The organism is Azoarcus sp. Soil_N_20, assembly GCF_057656155.1.
In genome coordinates this window covers 450054-469492 of the sequence record NZ_JBDGKX010000003.1, presented here as the reverse complement: position 1 = coordinate 469492, position 19439 = coordinate 450054, and the positions used below count along the sequence as shown (strand labels likewise).

Annotated in this window: 13 protein-coding genes; 6 read left to right on the top strand and 7 right to left on the bottom strand. The window is 65.7% G+C overall.

Annotated features, from left to right (window positions below; all coding sequences use genetic code 11):
• Positions 1 to 35 precede the first annotated feature (35 nt).
• The 6 genes from AC3A35_RS09420 to zwf are packed head-to-tail and all read right to left on the bottom strand — an operon-like array spanning position 36 to position 8108.
• Positions 36 to 1685 (bottom strand): NADP-dependent glyceraldehyde-3-phosphate dehydrogenase, encoded by a 1650-nt coding sequence (locus AC3A35_RS09420; RefSeq protein ID WP_487435781.1) that lies wholly within the window; start codon positions 1683 to 1685, stop codon positions 36 to 38.
• A 49-nt stretch (positions 1686 to 1734) separates the two neighbouring features.
• Entirely contained in the window at positions 1735 to 3165 is a 1431-nt protein-coding gene (gene pyk, locus AC3A35_RS09415; RefSeq protein ID WP_487435780.1) for a pyruvate kinase, read from the bottom strand.
• Between the two features lie 60 nt (positions 3166 to 3225).
• Positions 3226 to 4890 (bottom strand): glucose-6-phosphate isomerase, encoded by a 1665-nt coding sequence (gene pgi / locus AC3A35_RS09410; protein ID WP_487435779.1) that lies wholly within the window; start codon positions 4888 to 4890, stop codon positions 3226 to 3228.
• 26 nt (positions 4891 to 4916) lie between these two features.
• A complete protein-coding gene (locus tag AC3A35_RS09405; protein ID WP_487435778.1) occupies positions 4917 to 5972 on the bottom strand; it encodes a glucokinase in 1056 nt (351 codons plus the stop codon).
• Positions 5953 to 6648 carry a 6-phosphogluconolactonase gene (gene pgl, locus AC3A35_RS09400; protein ID WP_487435777.1) on the bottom strand — a complete coding sequence of 232 codons (696 nt, stop codon included), beginning with the start codon at positions 6646 to 6648 and terminating at the stop codon, positions 5953 to 5955. Before pgl ends, AC3A35_RS09405 begins: the two co-directional genes overlap by 20 nt.
• Positions 6648 to 8108, bottom strand: coding sequence for a glucose-6-phosphate dehydrogenase (gene zwf / locus AC3A35_RS09395; RefSeq protein WP_487435776.1), 1461 nt, complete (start codon positions 8106 to 8108; stop codon positions 6648 to 6650). Before zwf ends, pgl begins: the two co-directional genes overlap by 1 nt.
• A gap of 273 nt (positions 8109 to 8381) precedes the next feature.
• Here zwf and edd point away from each other — a divergent pair, with 273 nt between their 5' ends.
• The 3 genes from edd to glk all read left to right on the top strand — a co-directional run bounded on the left by edd (position 8382) and on the right by glk (position 12856).
• Positions 8382 to 10205 carry a phosphogluconate dehydratase gene (edd, locus tag AC3A35_RS09390; protein WP_487435775.1) on the top strand — a complete coding sequence of 608 codons (1824 nt, stop codon included), beginning with the start codon at positions 8382 to 8384 and terminating at the stop codon, positions 10203 to 10205.
• Positions 10206 to 10252: 47 nt separating this feature from the next.
• Positions 10253 to 10894 carry a bifunctional 4-hydroxy-2-oxoglutarate aldolase/2-dehydro-3-deoxy-phosphogluconate aldolase gene (locus AC3A35_RS09385; protein WP_487435774.1) on the top strand — a complete coding sequence of 214 codons (642 nt, stop codon included), beginning with the start codon at positions 10253 to 10255 and terminating at the stop codon, positions 10892 to 10894.
• Between the two features lie 63 nt (positions 10895 to 10957).
• A complete protein-coding gene (gene glk, locus AC3A35_RS09380) occupies positions 10958 to 12856 on the top strand; it encodes a glucokinase (RefSeq protein WP_487435773.1) in 1899 nt (632 codons plus the stop codon).
• 443 nt (positions 12857 to 13299) lie between these two features.
• On the opposite strand, the gene AC3A35_RS09375 is transcribed toward glk, so the two are convergent.
• Positions 13300 to 14370 (bottom strand): substrate-binding domain-containing protein, encoded by a 1071-nt coding sequence (locus AC3A35_RS09375; protein ID WP_487435772.1) that lies wholly within the window; start codon positions 14368 to 14370, stop codon positions 13300 to 13302.
• Positions 14371 to 14606: 236 nt separating this feature from the next.
• On the opposite strand from AC3A35_RS09375, the gene AC3A35_RS09370 reads away from it, so the two are divergent.
• The 3 genes from AC3A35_RS09370 (at position 14607) to AC3A35_RS09360 (ending at position 19343) form a co-directional block, all read left to right on the top strand.
• Positions 14607 to 16256 carry a glycoside hydrolase family 13 protein gene (locus AC3A35_RS09370; protein ID WP_487435771.1) on the top strand — a complete coding sequence of 550 codons (1650 nt, stop codon included), beginning with the start codon at positions 14607 to 14609 and terminating at the stop codon, positions 16254 to 16256.
• A gap of 23 nt (positions 16257 to 16279) precedes the next feature.
• Positions 16280 to 17968 (top strand): glycoside hydrolase family 13 protein, encoded by a 1689-nt coding sequence (locus tag AC3A35_RS09365; protein WP_487435770.1) that lies wholly within the window; start codon positions 16280 to 16282, stop codon positions 17966 to 17968.
• Between the two features lie 106 nt (positions 17969 to 18074).
• The gene (locus tag AC3A35_RS09360) at positions 18075 to 19343 is read left to right on the top strand and encodes an ABC transporter substrate-binding protein (protein WP_487435769.1); all 1269 of its coding nucleotides are present in this window, start codon (positions 18075 to 18077) and stop codon (positions 19341 to 19343) included.
• Positions 19344 to 19439: the final 96 nt, after the last annotated feature.

The following is a 19439-nucleotide window of genomic DNA, read 5'->3' as shown; positions in this document are numbered from 1 at the left end:
GCCAAGGGAGGAAAGCGTGGTGCGCGTCGTCGCCGTCAGAGGATGAAGCGCGTATTGACGAAGTTCGACTTGTTGCCGAGCACGATGCTGTCGAGCAGCTTCTTGCTCGCTTCGGTCTGTTTGGCTGCGACCATGGTGCGGATCGAGAACGCGCGCAGTGCGTCATGCACCGACAGGGTGCCCTCGGCCGAGTCCTTGCGTCCGGCGAAGGGAAATACGTCCGGGCTGCGCTGGCACTGGCAGTTGATGTTCACCCTGCACACCTGGTTCACCAGCGGATCGACGAGCTGGGCGATCTGGTCCGGGTTGGAGCCGAACACGCTCACCTGCTGGCCGTGGTCCGAGCTGATGACGTAGTCGAGCGCGGTCTCGATGTCCTCGAACGGCGCCACCGGGATCACCGGGCCGAACTGCTCCTCGCGGTACAGCTTCATGCCGTCCTTTACCGGGAACACCACGGCCGGGTAGAACATCGTCTCCACCGCGCAGCCGCCGTCGGCATTGAGCACCCGGGCGCCCTGGGCCACCGCGTCGGCGATGCATTCGTTCATGTAGTCGACCTTCTGCATCTCGGGCAGGGGCGTGATCGTGACCCCCTGGTCCCAGGGCATGCCGATCTTCAGCTCGGCGATCTGTTCGCTGAAGCGGCGCAGGAACTTGTCGGCGATGGCCTGGTGCACCAGGATCATCTTGAGCGCGGTGCAGCGCTGGCCATTGAACGACAGGCTGCCGGCAATGCACTCCTTCACCGTCAGCTCGATATCGGCATCGGGCAGGATGATCGCGGCGTTCTTCGCCTCCAGCCCGAGCACCGCGCGCAGGCGGTTGGTCTTGGGGTGGGCCTTCTTGAGCTGGTCGGCGACCTTGCTGGTGCCGATCAGCGCGAGCACATTGACCTTGCCCGAGCTCATGATGTGCGGCACCACGACGCTGCCCTGGCCATAGACGATGTTGATCGCCCCGGCCGGGAAGGCGCTGCGGAAGGCTTCGAGCATCGGGTAGTAGAGCAGCACGCCGAAGCGCGGCGGCTTGAACAGCACCACGTTGCCCATGATCAGGGCCGGGATCAGGGTGCAGAAGGTCTCGTTCATCGGGTAGTTGTACGGTCCCATGCACAGCACGATGCCCAGCGGCGAGCGGCGGATCTGCGCGATCGTGCCGTCGACGATCTGGAAGCGCGAGTTGGCGTTGTCCAGGTTCTTCAGTTCGGCGATGGTGGCCTTGATGTAGTCGATGGTGCGGTCGAACTCCTTCTCCGAGTCGGCCAGGCTCTTGCCGATCTCCCACATGATCAGGTTCACGATCTCGCGCCGGCGGGCGACGATCTGGTTGGTGAAATTCTCGACGCAGGCGATACGGTCGGCGACCGACATCGTCGGCCACTGGCCGCGACCGTTGTCGTAGGCCTTCCACGCCGCGGCGATGGCGGCATCGGCTTCGTCGGTGCCGGTGACCGGGAAGCTGCCCAGTTCCACCGGCGTGAGGCCGCCGTCGGCGGCGCGCACATGCACGGGCGAGAACACGGCGCGCGTATCGCCCTTCCAGATCACCATCTCGCCGTTCAACAGGATGGAGCGTTGGTGCAGCGGCGCGAGCACGCGGCACTCCGGCGGGATGTCGGCTTCGGTGGGAAAGAGCTGATGCAGCCGTTCCTGCATCGGGGTCGGCTTGAGCTTGGTATCCATGATGGGCGGTTTCCTTGCGTGGGGTTCGGGGGTTGTCGTGGGCGGCGCGTCAGGCTGCAGGGGCGGTGGTCGGCCAGGCCAGGCGCAGCAGGTTGGTGCTGCCGGGGGTGCCGAAGGGCACGCCGGCGGTGACGATCACCGCCTCGCCGTCGCGCAGCAGGCGTTCGCTGCGGCAGCTCGCCACGGCGGCGTCAACCATCTCCTCGACGGTGCCGGTGGCGGTCGAGACCCGGGCACGGATGCCCCAGGCCAGCGTCAGCCGGCCGGCGACGCGCGCCGACGGCGTCAGGCACACGATGCGGGACTGCGGGCGCTGGTGCGCGATCCGCAGCGCGGTCGCGCCCGAGGCGGTGAAGGCCACGGTGGCGCACACCGGCATCATCGCGGTGATGCTGCGGATCGCGGTGCCGATCGCGTCGGTGCCGCCGGCCTGCATGTTGGTCGAGACCGTCTCGATGTACTGGCGATGCAGCGGGTCGGCTTCGGTGCGGCAGATGATGCGCGACATCATCTCGACCGCTTCCAGCGGGTACTGCCCCGAGGCCGATTCGGCCGACAGCATCACCGCATCGGCGCCGTCGAACACCGCGGTGGCCACGTCCGAGGCTTCGGCGCGGGTCGGCGCCGGCGCCGACACCATCGATTCGAGCATCTGCGTGGCCACCACCACCGGCTTGCCGGCGGCGCGCGCCAGGCGGACCAGTTTCTTCTGCAGACCGGGGACTTCCTCGGCGGGCATCTCCACGCCGAGGTCGCCGCGGGCGACCATGATCCCGTCGGCCAGGGCGAGGATGGCCTCGATGTCGGTGATCGCCGACGGCTTCTCGATCTTGGCCATCAACGCCGCGCGGCCGGCGATCAGCTCCTGCGCCCGGGCGACGTCGGAAGCGCGCTGGACGAAGGACAGCGCGACCCAGTCGACGCCGAGGGCCAACGCGAAGTCGAGGTCGATCAGGTCCTTCTTCGTCAGTGGCGACAGATCGAGCGTGGCCGAGGGCACATTGACACCCTTGCGATTGGACAGGGTGCCGTCGTTGACCGCCTCCAGTTCGAGCGCGTCGGCATGGGCGACCTTCACCTGCAGGCGAACCCGGCCATCGTCGAGCAGCAGTTCGTCGCCGGCCTTCGAGGCGGCGATGATCTCGGGGTGGGGCAGGCACACGCGGGTCCGGTCACCCGGCGCCGGATCGGAATCGAAGCGGATCGTGTCGCCGCGTCTGAGCGTCACCGCACCGTCGGCAAAGGTGCCGATGCGCAGCTTGGGGCCCTGCAGGTCGGCGAGGATGCCGATCGGGCGCCCGGTCTCGGCGGCGATCTCGCGGATCTGCGCGGCGCGGGCGGCGTGGTCCTCGTGGCTGCCGTGGCTGAAGTTCAGGCGGAACACGTCGGCCCCGGCCTGATGCAGCGCGCGGATGGTGGCAGTGTCCGAACTGGCGGGACCGAGGGTGGCGACGATCTTGGTATTGCGCGAGGTACTCACTGCATCTCCTGTAGGGCCGGGGCCGTATCGTTGTGGTGTGGATCGGTGCCGATCAGCGCCTCATGCAGGCCGGTCGGCGGCCTGTCGCCTGTGCTGGCGATAGCGTTCGATCAGCGCCGCGGTGCTGGCGTCATGGGGGTTGCCATCGGTCGCGCCGGCGAGGTCGTCGAGCACGCGCGCGGCGAGTTGCTTGCCGAGCTCCACGCCCCACTGGTCGAACGAGTTCACCCCCCACACCACGCCCTGCACGAAGGTGCGGTGTTCGTAGAGCGCGACCAGGGTGCCGAGGCCGAAGGGGTCGAGGCGCTCGAGCAGCAAGGTGTTGCTGGGCCGGTTGCCGGGGAATACCCGGTGCGGGATCAACGCGCCGATGCGCTCCCCGGCGACGCCGGCGGCGCGCATCTCGGCCTCGACCTCGGCGGCGGACTTGCCGCGCATCAGGGCTTCGGCCTGCGCCACCATGTTGGCAAAGGCGACCCGGTGGTGATGATCGAGGTGTGCCGGGTGCTCCAGAACGCCGATGAAATCGACCGGTGCGAAACGGGTGCCCTGGTGCAGCATCTGGAAGTAGGCGTGCTGGCCGTTGATCCCCGGCTCGCCCCAGATCACCGGGCTGGTGTGGCAACCGACCGGGGTCCCGTCGAGCTTCACCGACTTGCCGTTCGACTCCATGTCGAGCTGCTGCAGGTAGGCCGGAAGCCGGTGCAGGCGCTGGTGGTAGGGGGCGATGACGTGGGTCGGGGCGTCGAGGAAGTCGATGTTCCAGATCCCGAGCAGCGCCATGATCGCCGGCAGGTTGTGCTCGAGCGGTGCGCTACGGAAATGCTCGTCCATGGCGTGGGCGCCGGCGAGCAGTTCGTCGAATCGGTCGGCACCGATCTGCAGCACGATAGTCAGGCCGATCGCGCTCCACAGCGAGTAGCGGCCGCCGACCCAGTCCCAGAAACCGAACATGTTGGCGGTATCGATGCCGAAGCGGCTCACCGCCTCGGCATTGGTCGACACCGCGACGAAGTGGCGCGCGACCGCCGCTTCGTCGCCGGTACGGTCGATCAGCCAGCTTCGTGCGGTATGGGCATTGGTCAGGGTCTCCTGGGTGGTGAAGGTCTTGGAGGCGACGATGAACAGAGTCGTGTCCGGATTCACCGTGTTCAGCACGTCGTCGATCTGAACGCCGTCGACATTCGACACGAAGTGCATCCGCAGGCCCGGATGGGCGTAAGGCTTGAGCGCCTCGCACACCATCAGCGGGCCGAGGTCGGAGCCGCCGATGCCGATGTTGACCACGTCGGTAATCGGCCGGCCGTCATGGCCGAGCCAGCTGCCGAGCCGCACCTGCTCGCTGAAGTGGCGGATGCGTTCGCGCACGTCGACGATATCGCCCATCAGCGCGTGACCATCGACCGTGAGGCTGGCGTCCGCCGGACGGCGCAACGCGGTGTGCAGCACGGCGCGGCCTTCGGTGGTGTTGATGTGCACACCGTCGAACATTGCCGCGGTGCGCTCGGCAAGGCCGGCGTCACGGGCGAGGCGGAACAGCAGTGCGAGGGTCTCGGCGGTGACGCGGTTCTTCGAATAGTCGAGGAACAGGCCGCAGGCCTCAGCCTGCATGCGCGTGGCGCGCGCCGGATCGGTGGCGAAAATCTCATTCAGGTGGCGTTCGCCGAGTTCGGCGCGGTGCGCGGTCAAGGCGCGCCAGGTGGTGCGGTGAGCGGGACTCGTCATGATCGGGGATCCTTCGTCTGCGGAATTCAATCTCGGATAGGGGGGCGGGCGCCGCGATCAGCGTCGGCGGTGGGTGTCGCGGTCGCGGCACGGGCGTCGCAGCCCAGGGTGAGCGGTGTCTCGAGCGCCCGTGCGGCGCCGAGCAGGGCCGGGTAGGGGGCGTCGATGACGTAGGTCGGGATGTTTGCCAGATAGGTGACGAATCGCCCCTTGTCCTCGAAGCGACGGCGGAAGGCGGAGGCGGCGAAGAACGCGCCCAGCCGCGGCACGATTCCGCCGCCGATGAAGACCCCGCCGCGCGCACCCAGGGTCAGGGCGAGATCACCGGCGACCGAGCCGAGCATGGCGCAGAAGGTGTGCAGGGTGTCGACGCAGAATGGGCAGCTGCCGGCAAGTCCGCGCGCGCTGATCTCGGCACTGCCGAGTTCGAGCGCCGGCGCCCCCGCCAGGGTGCGGAGCGCATCGTGCAACGCGACCAGGCCGGGGCCCGACAGGACGCGTTCGGCCGAGACGTGATCGTAGCGCGCGGCCAGTACCGCGATGATCTGTGCCTCGCGGGCGTCGGCGGCGGCCAGGGTGACATGGCCGCCTTCGCCTTCGAGCGGTACATGGTGGGCGCCACAGGGGATCAGCCCCGAAATCCCCAGCCCGGTGCCGGCCCCCAGCAGGCCGATGGCATGGCCCGGGACTACACTGCCGCCACCGACCTGACGGCGTTCGTGCGGCTGCAGCTGCTGCAGCGACAGCGCGAGCGCGGTGAAATCGTTGATCACGAGCAGGCGTTCCAGGCCCAATCCCCGGCGCAGCGCCTCGACAGAGAACTTCCAGTGGTGGTTGGTCATCGCCACGTGGTCGCCGGTGATCGGATTGGCGATGCCGAATGCGGCGAGCGGCGGCACGGCCAGCCCTTCGAGGGCAAGGTAGTCGAGGATGGCTTCGTGCGGACCGGCGTAATCGGCGCAGGAAAGACTGCGGATATGGGTCGGCTGTTCGCCCGCCGCGGCGACGATTGCGAAGCGGGCGTTGGTTCCGCCGATGTCGCCGACGAGGCGCGGCGTGCGTTCAGAGCGTCCAGTAGACATGGCAGGGCACCTGATCCTGTTGAATGATGGCGCGGACCGGAAAGGTGTCGACCGGACCGGGTTTGAGTGCTTCGCACAGCACCGACCACTTGGCGGAGCCAGTGAAATGCAGCGCCAGCCATCGGCTGTCGAGGAGGGCGGCCGGGGTCAGCGACAGGCGGTCGTGAGGGGCCTGCGCCGGGCGGACACCGATGCAGTCGCCGCTGGCGGCGGTCGAAGGCGACGGCAGCGTGTCGGCGGCGGGGAACAGCGATGCGGTATGGCCGTCCTCGCCCATGCCCAGCAGCACCACGTCGAAGGGGCGCGGCAGCTCGGCGACGGCGGTGCAGGCCGCGTCCAGCCCGGCCCACGGATCGGCCGCGCCGTTGTAGAGCGGGATGAAGCGCGCGGCGGCGGCCTTGTCCTGCAGCAGCACGCTGCGGACGGTGCGTTCGTTGCTGTCCGCGTGATCGGGCGGAACCCAGCGCTCGTCGGCCAGCGTGATGCGGACCCGATCCCACGCCAGGTCGGTGGCGGCGAGGCGGGCGAACAGGCCGCGCGGGGTACGCCCGCCGGACAGCACCAGGCTCGCGGTGCCACGCCGCTCGATGCCATCGCGCAGTTTTTCGACCACCATCTCGGCCAATGCGTCGTCCAGCGCGGTGGTATCGGGGTAGCGCTTCAGTTCGAGTGCCATCACAGCTCCTCGTGCCAGTGGAAGCCTTCGCGGCCGGGCAGCGCGGTCGACGCGGCCGGTCCCCAGGTGCCCGCGGTGTAGGGCTTGGGCGGGTCGGCGGACTCGTTCCAGCACGACATGATCGGTTCGACCCATTTCCACGCCGCCTCCTGTTCGTCCCGACGCACGAACAGGGTCAGGTTGCCGCGCATCACGTCCATCAGCAGGCGTTCGTAGGCTTCGAGGCGACGGGTCTGCGAGCCCTCGGCGAAATCGAGGTCGAGCGACACTGGGTTGAGCACCATCTGGTCGCCCGGGCGCTTCGCTTGCAGGTGCAGTTGCACGCTCTCGTCGGGCTGCATGGTGATGACCAGGCGGTTGTTCTGCAGTGCGGCCGAGCGCTTGCCGAAGATCGAATGCGGTACGGCGCGGAAGTTGATCACGATCTCGGCGAGGCGTTCCTGCATGCGCTTGCCGGTGCGCAGATAGAACGGGACGTCGGCCCAGCGCCAGGTGTCGATGTTGGCCTGCAGGGCGACGAAGGTTTCGGTGCGGCTGCCGGCGGCGATCCCGGGTTCGTCCCGATAGCCGGCCACCGGCTGGCCGCCGCTCGCCCCCGCACGGTATTGGCCGCGTACGGTACGAAGCGGCACTTCTTCTGCCGCGATCGGACGCAGCGCGCGCAGGATCTTGAGCTTCTCGTCGCGTACGGCGTCGGCGTCGATCGAGGCCGGCGGCTCCATGGCGACGATGCACAGCAACTGCAGCAGGTGGTTCTGCACCATGTCGCGCAGGGCGCCGGTCTTGTCGTAGAACTCGGCGCGTTGTTCGACGCCGATCTGTTCGGCGACGGTGATCTGCACGTCGCTGATCCATTCGCGCCGCCACAGCGGCTCGAACAGGGCATTGCCGAACCGCAGCGCGAGCAGGTTCTGCACCGACTCCTTACCAAGATAGTGGTCGATGCGATAGATCTGCGCCTCGCCGAAGTAGCGCCCGACCTCGTCGTTGATCTCCCGCGACGAAGCCAGATCGTGCCCCAGGGGCTTTTCCAGCACCACACGGCTGGCGGGCGTGATCAGTCCCGCCTCGTGCAGGTGCCGACAGATGGCGGTGAACAGGATCGGTGAGGTGGAGAGGTAATACACCTGGCTGCGGCGGCCGACATCGCCCAGGCATTCGGCCAGAGCACCAAAGGTCGCGGGGTCGCGGGCGTCGAGCGGACGGTAGTGGATGCGCGCTTCGAACGACTGCCACTGGGCGTCGTCGAACTCGGTCTTGAGGAAGCGCCGGCATTGTTCCTGCGCAATCCTGCGGTATTCGGCGGTGTCGATCGGCTCGCGCGCAATGCCGATGATCGAAACGTCGGTGGCGAGCATGGCGTCGCAGTGCAGGTGGTAGAGCGCGGGGAGTAGTTTGCGCATCACCAGGTCGCCGGTGCCACCGAAGAGCACGACATCCTGTCCGGGTTGTTCTGACATCTTGGCCTCGCTCGGGAAGGTAGCGCGATAGCGCCGTTGAATGAAACTATAAGTAGTAAGACTACAGAAAGCAAGTGACGAAGTGAAAAATCGATGAGAAATTGTCGATTGGCCGGATCGGCCGGAAAATCGCCATATCTAAGCGAAAGCGTTATTAATTAAGGCGATTGCGGTAATTCATGAACACTGTGGTCGGCAATGACGCAGAAACCTTTTGATTTTTGGATGTAGTCAAACTACACTTCGACCATACCTTGATCAGCGAGTACTGCGATGCCCCTTCATCCGACCCTTGAGCTTGTAACCGAGCGCATCCGTGCGCGCAGCGCGGCGTCCCGCCAGCGTTATCTGCAGCGCATCGACGACGCAGGGCGCGCGGAACCGCTGCGCGGCTCCCTGTCATGCACCAACCTCGCCCATGGATTTGCGGCGGCACCGGTGGGCGACAAGATCATGCTGCGCGAGCAGCGCCGGCCGAACATCGCGATTGTGTCGTCCTACAATGACATGCTGTCGGCGCACCAGCCGATGCAGGTGTTTCCGGAGTGGATCAAGGAGGCGGCGCGCGAGGCCGGTGCCACCGCGCAGTTCGCCGGCGGAGTGCCGGCGATGTGCGACGGCGTCACCCAGGGCCAGCCGGGCATGGAGCTGTCGCTGTTCTCGCGCGACGTGATCGCGATGGCCACGGCGGTGGCGCTGTCCCACAACATGTTCGACGCCGCGCTCTGTCTCGGGGTATGCGACAAGATCGTTCCGGGTCTGCTCATCGGTGCGCTCGCCTTCGGTCATCTGCCGACGATCTTCGTGCCGGCCGGGCCGATGGGTTCCGGGTTGTCGAACAAGGACAAGGCGGCGATCCGCCAGCGCTACGCTGCCGGCGAAATCGGCAAGGCCGAGCTGCTCGAGGCCGAAGCCCGCGCCTACCATTCGGCCGGTACCTGCACCTTCTACGGCACCGCCAACAGCAACCAGATGCTGATGGAGGTGATGGGCCTGCATCTGCCGGGGGCGGCCTTCGTCCCCCCCGGGACCGCGCTGCGCGAGGCGCTGACCCGCGAGGCGGCGCGCCAGGCCGCGGCCATCAGCCGCGAAGGCAGCCGGTACACACCGGTCGGGCGGATGATCGACGAGCGCAGCATCGTCAATGCCATCGTGGCCCTGCTTGCCACCGGCGGCTCCACCAACCACACCCTCCATCTGGTGGCGATCGCACGCGCGGCGGGGATGATCATCGACTGGAACGACTTCGATGCGCTGTCGTCCTGCGTGCCGCTGCTGGCGCGCGTCTATCCCAACGGCAGTGCCGACGTGAATGCGTTCCACGCCGCCGGGGGGACGGGCTTCCTGATCGGCGCACTGATCGATGCCGGGCTGGCTCATGAGGATGTCGACACGGTGGTCGGGCGCGGGCTGTCGAAGTACCGGACGCAGCCGGTGCTCGACAACGGGCGGCTGCAGTGGCAGCCGAGCCCGGCCGAGAGCGGCGACAGCAGCGTGCTGGTCGCGGCCGGGCAGGCCTTTTCCGCCGACGGCGGCCTGAAGGTGCTCGATGGCAACCTGGGCCGCGCGGTGACCAAGGTTTCGGCGGTGAGCCCGGATCTGCGCGTCGTCGAGGCGCCGGCGCGGGTATTCGAATCGCAGGAGGGGCTGATCGAAGCCTACAAGCGCGGCGAGCTCGAAGGCGATTTCGTCGCCGTCGTGCGCTTCCAGGGCCCCAAGGCCAACGGCATGCCCGAGCTGCACGGCCTGACGCCGACCCTTGCCAACCTGCTGGACAATGGGCAGCGCGTGGCCCTGGTGACCGACGGCCGTATGTCCGGGGCCTCGGGGAAGGTGCCGTCGGCGATCCATGTCACCCCCGAAGCCTGCGACGGCGGGCCGCTCGCCCGCGTGCGCGATGGCGACATCATCCGGGTCGATGCCGAGCACGGCGTGCTCGAAGTGAAGCTTTCCGCCGCGGAACTCGGGGCGCGGCCGCTTGCACCGGCCGAGCTCGCGGGCAATCAGGCGGGCATGGGGCGCGAGTTGTTCACCAGTTTCCGTGCCGTGGTGTCCGGTGCCGAAGACGGTGCGATGACGTTCGGGCTGTCGGTCTGAGCGTCCTCGGGCCGAAGCGATAACAACATCCACAACAGAGGTCGTTCATGGAATCGAAGGAAAGTATTCTCGATAGAATCCTGGGGCTCGGCCCGGTCATGCCGGTGCTGGTGATCGACGATGTCGCCGACGCGGTGCCGCTGGCGCGCGCCCTGGTCGACAACGGCGTGCGGGTGCTGGAGGTGACCCTGCGCACGCCCAATGCGCTGGCGGCGATCGCCTGCCTGGCCGAAGCGGTGCCCGAGGCGGTGGTCGGCGCGGGCACGGTGGTGTCGCCCGAGCAGCTGGCCGCGGTCGAACGCGCCGGCGCACGCTTTGCGGTGTCGCCCGGACTCACCCCGAAACTGATCGCCGCCGCCCGCGATACCGCGCTGCCCCTGCTGCCGGGAGTGATGACCGCTTCCGAGGCGATGACCGCGGCGGAGCATGACTTCACCCGGCTGAAACTGTTCCCGGCCCAGCAAGCGGGCGGGGTGGGCATGCTCAAGGCGCTGTTCGGGCCCTTGCCCGGTTTGCGCTTCTGCCCGACCGGCGGCGTGACGGTGGATAATGCGTGCGAATTTCTCGCGTTGCCGAACGTGATGTGCGTTGGCGGGTCGTGGCTGGCGCCCGATGCATTGATGCGTTCGCGAGACTGGAAGGAAATAGGGCAGCGCGCCCGGGCGGCATCGATGCTACGCCCTCGCTGAGGCGGGACGGTGATGGAGTCGGGCGCCCGTATCTATCACCGAAAACGGAAAGTACAGGCGTTTATGGGACGAGCAGAGGATCTGGACCGACCGGGGCGCACCCCGTCGTACGCAGGCGGACCGCGGCTGATCGCCAATATCGGGGCGAGCAGCGCGCGCTTCGCGCTGGAGACTGCCCCCGGGCGTTTCGTGCAGGCACGCAGTTTCGCCTGTGCCGATCATGCCGGCATCGTCGAGGTCTGCCGCGCCTATCTGGCGACGATCGTCGGGCCTGCGCCGGTCCACGGGGTGATGGCGCTCGCCAACCCGATCGACGGCGATCGGGTACGCATGATCAATCGCGACTGGGCGTTCTCGATCGAGGCCACCCGCGCCGAGCTCGGCCTGCAGACCCTGCTCGCGGTGAATGACTTCATGGCGATGGCGATGGCCTTGCCGCGTCTGGGCGACGAGCAGCGGCGTCAGGTGGGGGGCGGCAGTCCGCGCGCCAATGGCGTCATCGGATTGCTCGGCGCCAGTACCGGATTGGGTGCATCGGCGCTGATTCCGCGTGGCGGGCGCTGGATCACGCTGGCGTCGGAGGGCGGGCATGCAAGCTTTTCGCCGTCGAACGAAACCGAACTCGTCATCCTGCGCCATGCATGGAAGACCTGGACCCATGTATCGGCCGAAAGGCTGATTTCGGCGTCCGGGCTGGTTTTGATGCACGAGGCGCTGGCGGCGGAGCGTTCGGGTGCCAGGCCGGCGACGGCCTCGCCCGGTGCGGAAGAGATCATCCGCCGCGGCCTGGAGGAGGGCGATGCGCTGTGCGTGAAGGTGCTGGAGTGTTTCTGCGAGATGCTCGGCACCCTGGCCGCGAACCTGGCGGTCACGCTCAATGCGAGCGGGGGGATCTATGTCGGCAGCACCCTCGTTCGCCGGCTCGGGGACTTCTTCGTACGCTCGGGTTTTCGTCGTGCTTTCGAGAACAAGGGCCGCTTCTCCGAATTCACCGCGTCGGTCCCGACCTACATGATCCTCACCGACCAATGCTCACTGCTCGGTGCGGCCCAGGTGCTGCGCGATCATCTCGACGACAAGTCCGGCTCCGGCCTGCTGCTCGACCGCATCCGCGCCGAGATGCCGACCTTGACGCCGGCCGAGCGCCGGGTGGCCGCGCTGGTGCTGGAGCAGCCGCGCACCGTGCTCAACGAGCCGGTGGCCGGGATAGCGGCCAAGGCCGACGTCAGCCAGCCGACCGTGATCCGGTTCTGCCGTTCGCTCGGCCTGCAAGGCCTGTCGGACTTCAAGCTCAAGCTCGCTTCCGGGCTGACCGGCGCGGTGCCGGTGCAGCACAGCCAGGTCAGGGTCGATGACAATGCCGATGATCTCGTCAGCAAGGTGCTGGACAACACCACGTCCGCCATCATGAAGCTGCGCGACGAACTCGATTCCAGCGCGGTGGATCGGGCCATCGGCATGCTCTCCAAAGCGCGTCGTATTGAGCTCTACGGGGTGGGCAACTCGAGCGTGGCGGCGCTCGATGGCCAGCACAAGTTCTTCCGTTTCAGTATCCCGACCAACGCCTACATCGATTCCCACGTTCAGTTGATGGCGGCGGGCATGCTCGGCAAGGGCGATGTCGTGGTGGCGATCTCGAAGTCGGGCGATCGGCCCGAGATCCTGCAGGCCGCCGAGGCCGCGCTGCGCGCCGGCGCCAGCGTGATCGCGATCACCGCCGCAGCTTCGCCGCTGGCGCGCCGCGCCACGGTGGCGCTCGAAGTGGAGCATCAGGAACAGGGCGCGGGCTACCTGTCGATGGTGTCCCGCATCCTGCATCTGCTCCTCATCGACATCCTCGCCGTCGGCGTCGCGATGCGACGGATGTCCACGGCCGGCGCGGCGCTCGGGGAAACCGACCTGCGCCGCGAACTCGAATTGCTTCAGGCCCGTTTCGAGGCGCTCATTTCGCATGCGAGCTAGGAGGCTGTCGGACTTGAGCGATCGTCACGAGCCTAGTGGGAAAGCGAGGACAGATTCGGCCGTTTTCGAGATGCATAGTCATTCTATGCAACGAGAAAACGGGCGGATATGGACCGCATCTCCCTCTGGCGCAGTAGATCAGACTCAAGTCCGACAGCCTGCTAGGGTGGTGTTGCAGTCCTGGCGCAAGCTGTAGCCGTCGCGAAACCGGCCTTGCTCGAAGGGCCGATACTCAATTACGGCAAAGCATGGCCTCGGCGTAGGGTGGAAAAGCGAAGTGCCTTCCACCATTCCTGCGCGTCAGTGTCTCACTTCGATGCTCGCCAGTCGGGCTGACGACGGACGGCGTGGACGGGTGGCGACCACCGGGCGTTTGTCGGGTGCGTCGGGCAGGGGGGCCGGCAGCGGCCCCTTTGACGCCGGAGGCCTGAGACCGCGGCGCTTCAATCGTCCGCTTTCACCGCTTTGGACCGGGGTTTGCGCTTCGGGGTCGGAACCGCGACAAGTGGTCCGTCGGTTCCACCCGGCTCGATGCAGGGCTGTTCAAGGTGCTGGAGCTTCGTGATCGACTTGCCGCCGAGCAGGTCGATGAGCATCCGTGCCATGGTCCGGCCCGATTGTGTGCCGGTGGGCTGAATCACTGCCGTGACCTTGTATGGCAAGGGTATATCCATCGATACGCCTTCGTAGACGATGACCGAGATGTCACGGCCCGGCTGTATGCCCTTGTCACCAAGGGCGCGCAGGGCCCCAATGCCGGCAAGATTGTTGTTGATCAGCAGTGCGGTGGGTGGTTTGTCGCAGGCAAGCAGATCGAGCATCGCCTGGTAGCCACCGGTTCGACTCAGTGGGCTTTGTGTGATCAGTGTCGGATCGGGATCGATTCCCGCTTCACGTAACGCCGCAAGGTAGCCGGCATGGCGTTGGGCAGAGAAAGTGAATTCGAGCGGTGGGTGGATCAAACCGATACGTCGGTGACCAAAGCCGATCAACCGTTCGACGGCGATGCGTGCCCCCATTTCATTATCGAAGTCGAACCACGGGTACGGTATCCGGCTCGTGGTCCGACCGTAGGCCAGAAACGGAAAGTTGTGTTCCTGCAGCAACTCGATGCGGGGGTCCGTGACCAGTGTCCAGGTGACGATCAGGGCGTCCACGCGGCGGCTGTCTATCAGGCGCCGATAGGTTGCCAGCTCGGCTTCAGGCCGGATCGGGATGATGCTCAGGTCGATGCCATGGGCAGCAATGCCGTCGGTGAGGCCGTCCACCACTTCGCCGAAGCCGTGGTAGCCAAACTCGGTCGCGCCAAATGGAAACACCAGGCCGATCGTATCGGTCCGACCGGTCGCGAGCCGGCGGGCGAGGGGGTCGGGTTGGTAGCCAAGGCTCCGAGCCGCTTCCATGACGCGATGGCGGGTCTTTTCGGCGACGTCCGAATAGCCGTTCAACGCACGACTGACGGTGGTTTGCGACAGGCCGAGCGACTCGGACAACATCTTTAAATTGACTTTCACCTGGCACTCCCTGGGAAATGAGTCCGGAGACCTCAAAGTGCTTTGGACTTCACGGACCGGAGTTTAGCGGGTTGAATGAGGCGAGTCCAAAAAAAGCGGAAACGGGTTTACATTCAAAGCGGTTTGGATTAGGATCCAAACCGCTTTGAATGATTTTATAAGCCTATTAAAGCTGCTGATCGGGGCCGTGCCACAGCAACGGCATGAGCCCGCCAGCCGGCCTTGAGGAGTCGAAAGTGGAGACGAAGTGGTGGCACGATGCTGTCGTGTATCAGATCTACCCGCGCAGCTTTTGCGATGCCAATGGTGACGGCATCGGCGATCTTGCGGGCATCATCGAAAAGCTCGACTACCTGCAGGTTCTCGGTGTGAACGTGATCTGGCTGTCGCCGGTGTTCCGCTCGCCGATGGACGACAACGGCTACGACATCTCCGACTACTGCGACATTGCGCCCGAGTTCGGCACCCTCGAAGAGATGGAGCGGCTGATCAGGGAGGCGGCGCAGCGTCACATCCGCATCGTGATCGACCTGGTCGTCAATCACACCTCAGACGAGCATCCCTGGTTCGTCGAGGCAAGGAAGTCGAAGGACAATCCCTACCGCGACTACTACATCTGGCGCGCGCCACGCACCGACGGCACGCCGCCGGATGCGCAGCGCGCGAGCTTTGGCGGCAGCGCGTGGGAACTCGACGAAGTCACCGGCGAGTACTACTACCACCTGTTCTCGCGCCGCCAGCCGGACCTCAACTGGACCAACCCGAAAGTCCGGGAAGAAATCTACCGGATGATGAACTGGTGGCTGGCCAAGGGCATCGGTGGTTTCCGCATGGATGTGATCGACCTGATCGGCAAGGACGTCGACCGTGGCATCACCACCAACGGGCCGAACCTGCACCCCTACCTGCAGGAGATGAACGCGGCGACCTTCGGCGACCGCGATGTGCTCACCGTCGGCGAGACCTGGGCGGCCAATCCGGAGGTCGCGAAACTCTACTCCGACCCGCAGCGCGCCGAGTTGTCGATGGTATTCCAGTTCGAACACGTGACCCTCACTCATGACCCGGTCGAGGGCAAATGGAAGCCGCGGCCGTTCGATCTGCTGGCGTTCAAGGAGGTCATGAGCAAATGGCAGGCCGAACTCGCCGACGTGGGCTGGAACTCGCTTTTTTGGAACAACCACGACCTGCCGCGCGCGGTGTCGAAGTACGGCGATGCGGGCCGCTACCGCGTCGAGTCGGCAAAGATGCTCGCGACCGCACTGCATTTCCTCAAAGGTACGCCTTACATCTACCAGGGCGAGGAGATCGGCATGACCAGCGTGCGCTTCGACGCCATCGACGACTACCGGGACATCGAGTCGCTGGGTGTTTACCGGGAGCGCACCGCGGCCGGAGTGCCGCATGAAGCCATGATGGAGGGCATCTACGCCAACGGTCGCGACAATGCCCGTACGCCGATGCAGTGGGATACGGGCCACAACGCCGGATTCTCGCGTGGCAGTCCGTGGTTGAAGGTGAATCCCAACTACCGCGAGATCAACGTGCTGGCTGCGCTCGCCGATCCGGGCTCGATCCTCTACCACTACCGCACGCTGATCCGTTTGCGCAAGGAACGCGCGGCGATCGTCCATGGTGACTACCAGCCGCTGTTCGACGCCCATCCACGGATTCTCGCCTACCAGCGCCGCCTCGGCGACGAGCGCATCGTCGTCATCAACAATTTTTCCGCCGAGCCGGTCGAGATCGAGCTGCCTGATGAACTGCGGGGGCTGTCGGGCGAATGCCTGGTGAGCAACTACGCGGGCCATCACCAACTCGGCGAGCGTCTGGCACTGCAGGCCTACGAGTCCTTCGCCATCGCCACCCACAGTGCGCTGGCCTGATCCCATCGAGAGGGTGTTTACAAATGAAAGAGCAAGGCAGTACGGCTGCGACGACGCAATGGTGGAAGGAGGCGGTGGCCTACCAGATCTACCCGCGCAGCTTCATGGATTCCAACGGCGACGGCATCGGTGATCTCACCGGCATCATTATGCGCCTCGACTATCTCAAGTCGCTGGGTGTCGACGTTATCTGGATCTGCCCGATGTACAAGTCGCCCAACGACGACAACGGCTACGACATCAGCAATTACCAGGACATCATGGAGGAGTTCGGCGCCATGGCCGACTTCGACCGTCTGCTGGCAGAGGTGCACCGCCGGGGTATGCGCCTGATCCTTGACCTGGTGGTCAACCACACCAGCGACGAACATGCCTGGTTCATCGAATCGCGTGCGTCCCGTGACAACCCCCGGCGCGACTGGTACGTGTGGCGCGACGGCAAGGGCGGGCGCGAACCGAACAACTGGGAGAGCATCTTCAAGGGCTCGGCATGGAAGTACGACGAACCCAGCGGCCAGTATTTCCTGCACCTGTTCTCGACCCGTCAGCCCGACCTCAACTGGGAAAACCTCGAGGTCCGCGCCGCGGTGAACGAGATGGTGCGCTGGTGGCTGGACAAGGGCATCGACGGCTTTCGCCTCGACGCCGTGAGTCACATGAAGAAGGTTCCGGATCTGCCCGACATGCCGAATCCACAGGGACTCGAGCACGTTCCGAGCCAGGACATGCACATGAATGTCGGTGGCGTGCTCGAGTACATGGACGACCTGTGCCGCAACAGCTTCCGCCACTACGACATCATGACCGTGGGCGAAGCCAATGGGGTGTCGGCCGAGCAGGCGCGCGACTGGGTCGGGACCGAACACCAGCGGCTCAACATGATCTTCCAGTTCGAGCACCTCTTGCTGTGGTCGAACGATACGCAAGCCGGGTTGGATCTGTTAGCACTGAAGACGATCTTCACCCGCTGGCAGAATACCCTGCACGGGGTCGGCTGGAACGCACTCTTTCTCGAGAATCACGATATCCCGCGCATCGTGTCGAAGTGGGGGGATGTGGATCGCTACTGGCGCGAGAGTGCGACCGCGCTGGCGACGATGTACTTCCTGATGGAGGGTACGCCGTTCATCTACCAGGGCCAGGAGATCGGGATGACCAATACCCGCTTCGACGGCATCGAGGACTTCGATTGCATCTTCGCCAGGAACGAGTTCGTGCTGCGACGGGCGCGAGGCGAGACAGACGAACAGATTCTCGCCGCGCTCGCGGTGACTGCGCGCGACAACTCGCGCACCCCGATGCACTGGGATGCGTCGCCGAACGCAGGCTTCACTACCGGCACGCCGTGGCTGAAGGCGAACCCGAACTACCCGGCGATCAACGTCGCACAGCAGGATGCGGACCCCGCTTCCGTCCTCAACTACCACCGCCGCCTGATCGCGTTGCGCAAGGCCGAGCCGGTGCTGGTGCATGGCCGCTATGCGTTGCTGATGGAGGCCGACCCGCAGATCTACGCCTACACCCGCAGCCGGGGTGAGGCCCGGATCGTCGTGATCGCCAACCTGTCCGGCGACACGGCGCGCTACACGCACGACGAATTTGCACTGCGCCATGCCGGCCTGCTGCTCGCAAACCACGAGGTCGAGCGCCATCCGCCGACCGACACGCTCACCCTGCAGCCGTACGAAGCGCGGGTGTACCGCATCGATTGATTGAACCCACGGTCGCGGGTTGCGGCCACTACGAGGTTTGTGCACCGGGATGAGGCGTCCCGCGCACATCAGAACCGACAAGCTGAAAAAAACAGGAGACACGACAATGAAATGGAAGAACCTTGCCCTTGCGGGCGTCATCGCCAGCGGTGGCCTGACTGGCGCTCATGCCGCTACGGTGAAAATGGAATGCGGAAGTGGCGCGACCGTGCCTGAATTCTGCGACTACATCAAGGAGCGTTTCGAAGCCGAAACGGAGCACAAGCTCGAGGTCATCGATCTTCCGGCAGCGTCCGACGAGAAGCTCTCGATGCTGCAGCAGATTTTCGCCACCCGCGCCAACGACGTGATCGACGTGTTCGCGATGGACGTGATCTGGCCCGGCGTGATCGACCGCCACCTGCTCGACCTGACCCCGGCGGTCGCCGAACTGGAACCGGCCTTCTTTCCCTCGGCCTGGAAGAACAACGTCGTCAACGGTCGGATCAAGGGTGTGCCGAGCTACATCGACGCCGGCCTGATGTTCTACCGCAGCGATCTGCTGAAGAAATACGACGAAACGCCGCCGCAGACCTGGTCCGAACTCGCCCGCATCGCCGAGCGCATCCAGAATGCGGAGCGTGAAGCCGGGCATCGGACGCTTCATGGCATCGTGTTTCAGGGCAAGGCCTATGAGGGGCTGACCTGCGTGGTGACCGAACTGGTGGCGTCCCATGGCGGCGGCAACTTCGTCGATGCCAAGGGAAATATCACCATCAACAACCCGCGCGCGGCCATGGCGCTTGATACTGCGGCGAGCTGGATCGGCACGATCGCGCCCCACGGCGTATTGGGCTACAAGGAAGAGGAGGCGCGCGCCGTGTTCCAGAACGGTGACGCCGTGTTCATGCGCAACTGGCCCTATGCCTGGCTACTGAGCCAGGATGACACCAGCCCGGTGAAGGGCAAGGTCGGCATCATGCCGGTGCCGCGTGGTGGCGACGAGGGGCAGCACGCCGCCGCGCTGGGGGGGTGGCAGTGGGCAGTGAATACCAACACCACGGTGCCGGAAGCGGCGATCGCACTGGTCCGCCTGCTTGCCGATGCCAAGAGTCAGAAGATGAATTTTCTGTTGATGGGCGTTGCGCCTGCACGCATGGATGTTTATGACGATGCCGAGGTACAGGAGAAGGGCCCTCATCTGGCCGGACTCAGGGCGGTGTTCGACGCGGCCGTGCCGCGCCCCTCGACGGCTACGCGATCCCAGTATCCGCGCGCGTCCAATGCAATCTGGAACGCCACCTACGATGTATTGAGCGGGCGTACCGACGGCGCACGTGCGGTGGCCGATCTCGAAAACAGGCTCGGTCGTATCAAGGGCCGTGAGTGGCGGTGAGTTAGCTGATCCGCACATCCGGAATGACCTGGATGCGCGGGCGACGTGGCGCTGACCCGGTGCGCCTCCAGTCCCGGGCTCGACGCGCCGATTTCA

Excerpts from the sequence above, each read along its gene's own strand:
- AC3A35_RS09420 (WP_487435781.1), bottom strand. The coding sequence starts at position 1,685 with ATGGATACCAAGCTCAAGCCGACCCCGATGCAGGAACGGCTGCATCAG.
- pgi (WP_487435779.1), bottom strand. The coding sequence starts at position 4,890 with ATGACGAGTCCCGCTCACCGCACCACCTGGCGCGCCTTGACCGCGCAC.
- AC3A35_RS09405 (WP_487435778.1), bottom strand. The coding sequence starts at position 5,972 with ATGTCTACTGGACGCTCTGAACGCACGCCGCGCCTCGTCGGCGACATC.
- pgl (WP_487435777.1), bottom strand. The coding sequence starts at position 6,648 with ATGGCACTCGAACTGAAGCGCTACCCCGATACCACCGCGCTGGACGAC.
- zwf (WP_487435776.1), bottom strand. The coding sequence starts at position 8,108 with ATGTCAGAACAACCCGGACAGGATGTCGTGCTCTTCGGTGGCACCGGC.
- edd (WP_487435775.1), top strand. The coding sequence starts at position 8,382 with ATGCCCCTTCATCCGACCCTTGAGCTTGTAACCGAGCGCATCCGTGCG.
- AC3A35_RS09385 (WP_487435774.1), top strand. The coding sequence starts at position 10,253 with ATGGAATCGAAGGAAAGTATTCTCGATAGAATCCTGGGGCTCGGCCCG.
- glk (WP_487435773.1), top strand. The coding sequence starts at position 10,958 with ATGGGACGAGCAGAGGATCTGGACCGACCGGGGCGCACCCCGTCGTAC.
- AC3A35_RS09365 (WP_487435770.1), top strand. The coding sequence starts at position 16,280 with ATGAAAGAGCAAGGCAGTACGGCTGCGACGACGCAATGGTGGAAGGAG.
- AC3A35_RS09360 (WP_487435769.1), top strand. The coding sequence starts at position 18,075 with ATGAAATGGAAGAACCTTGCCCTTGCGGGCGTCATCGCCAGCGGTGGC.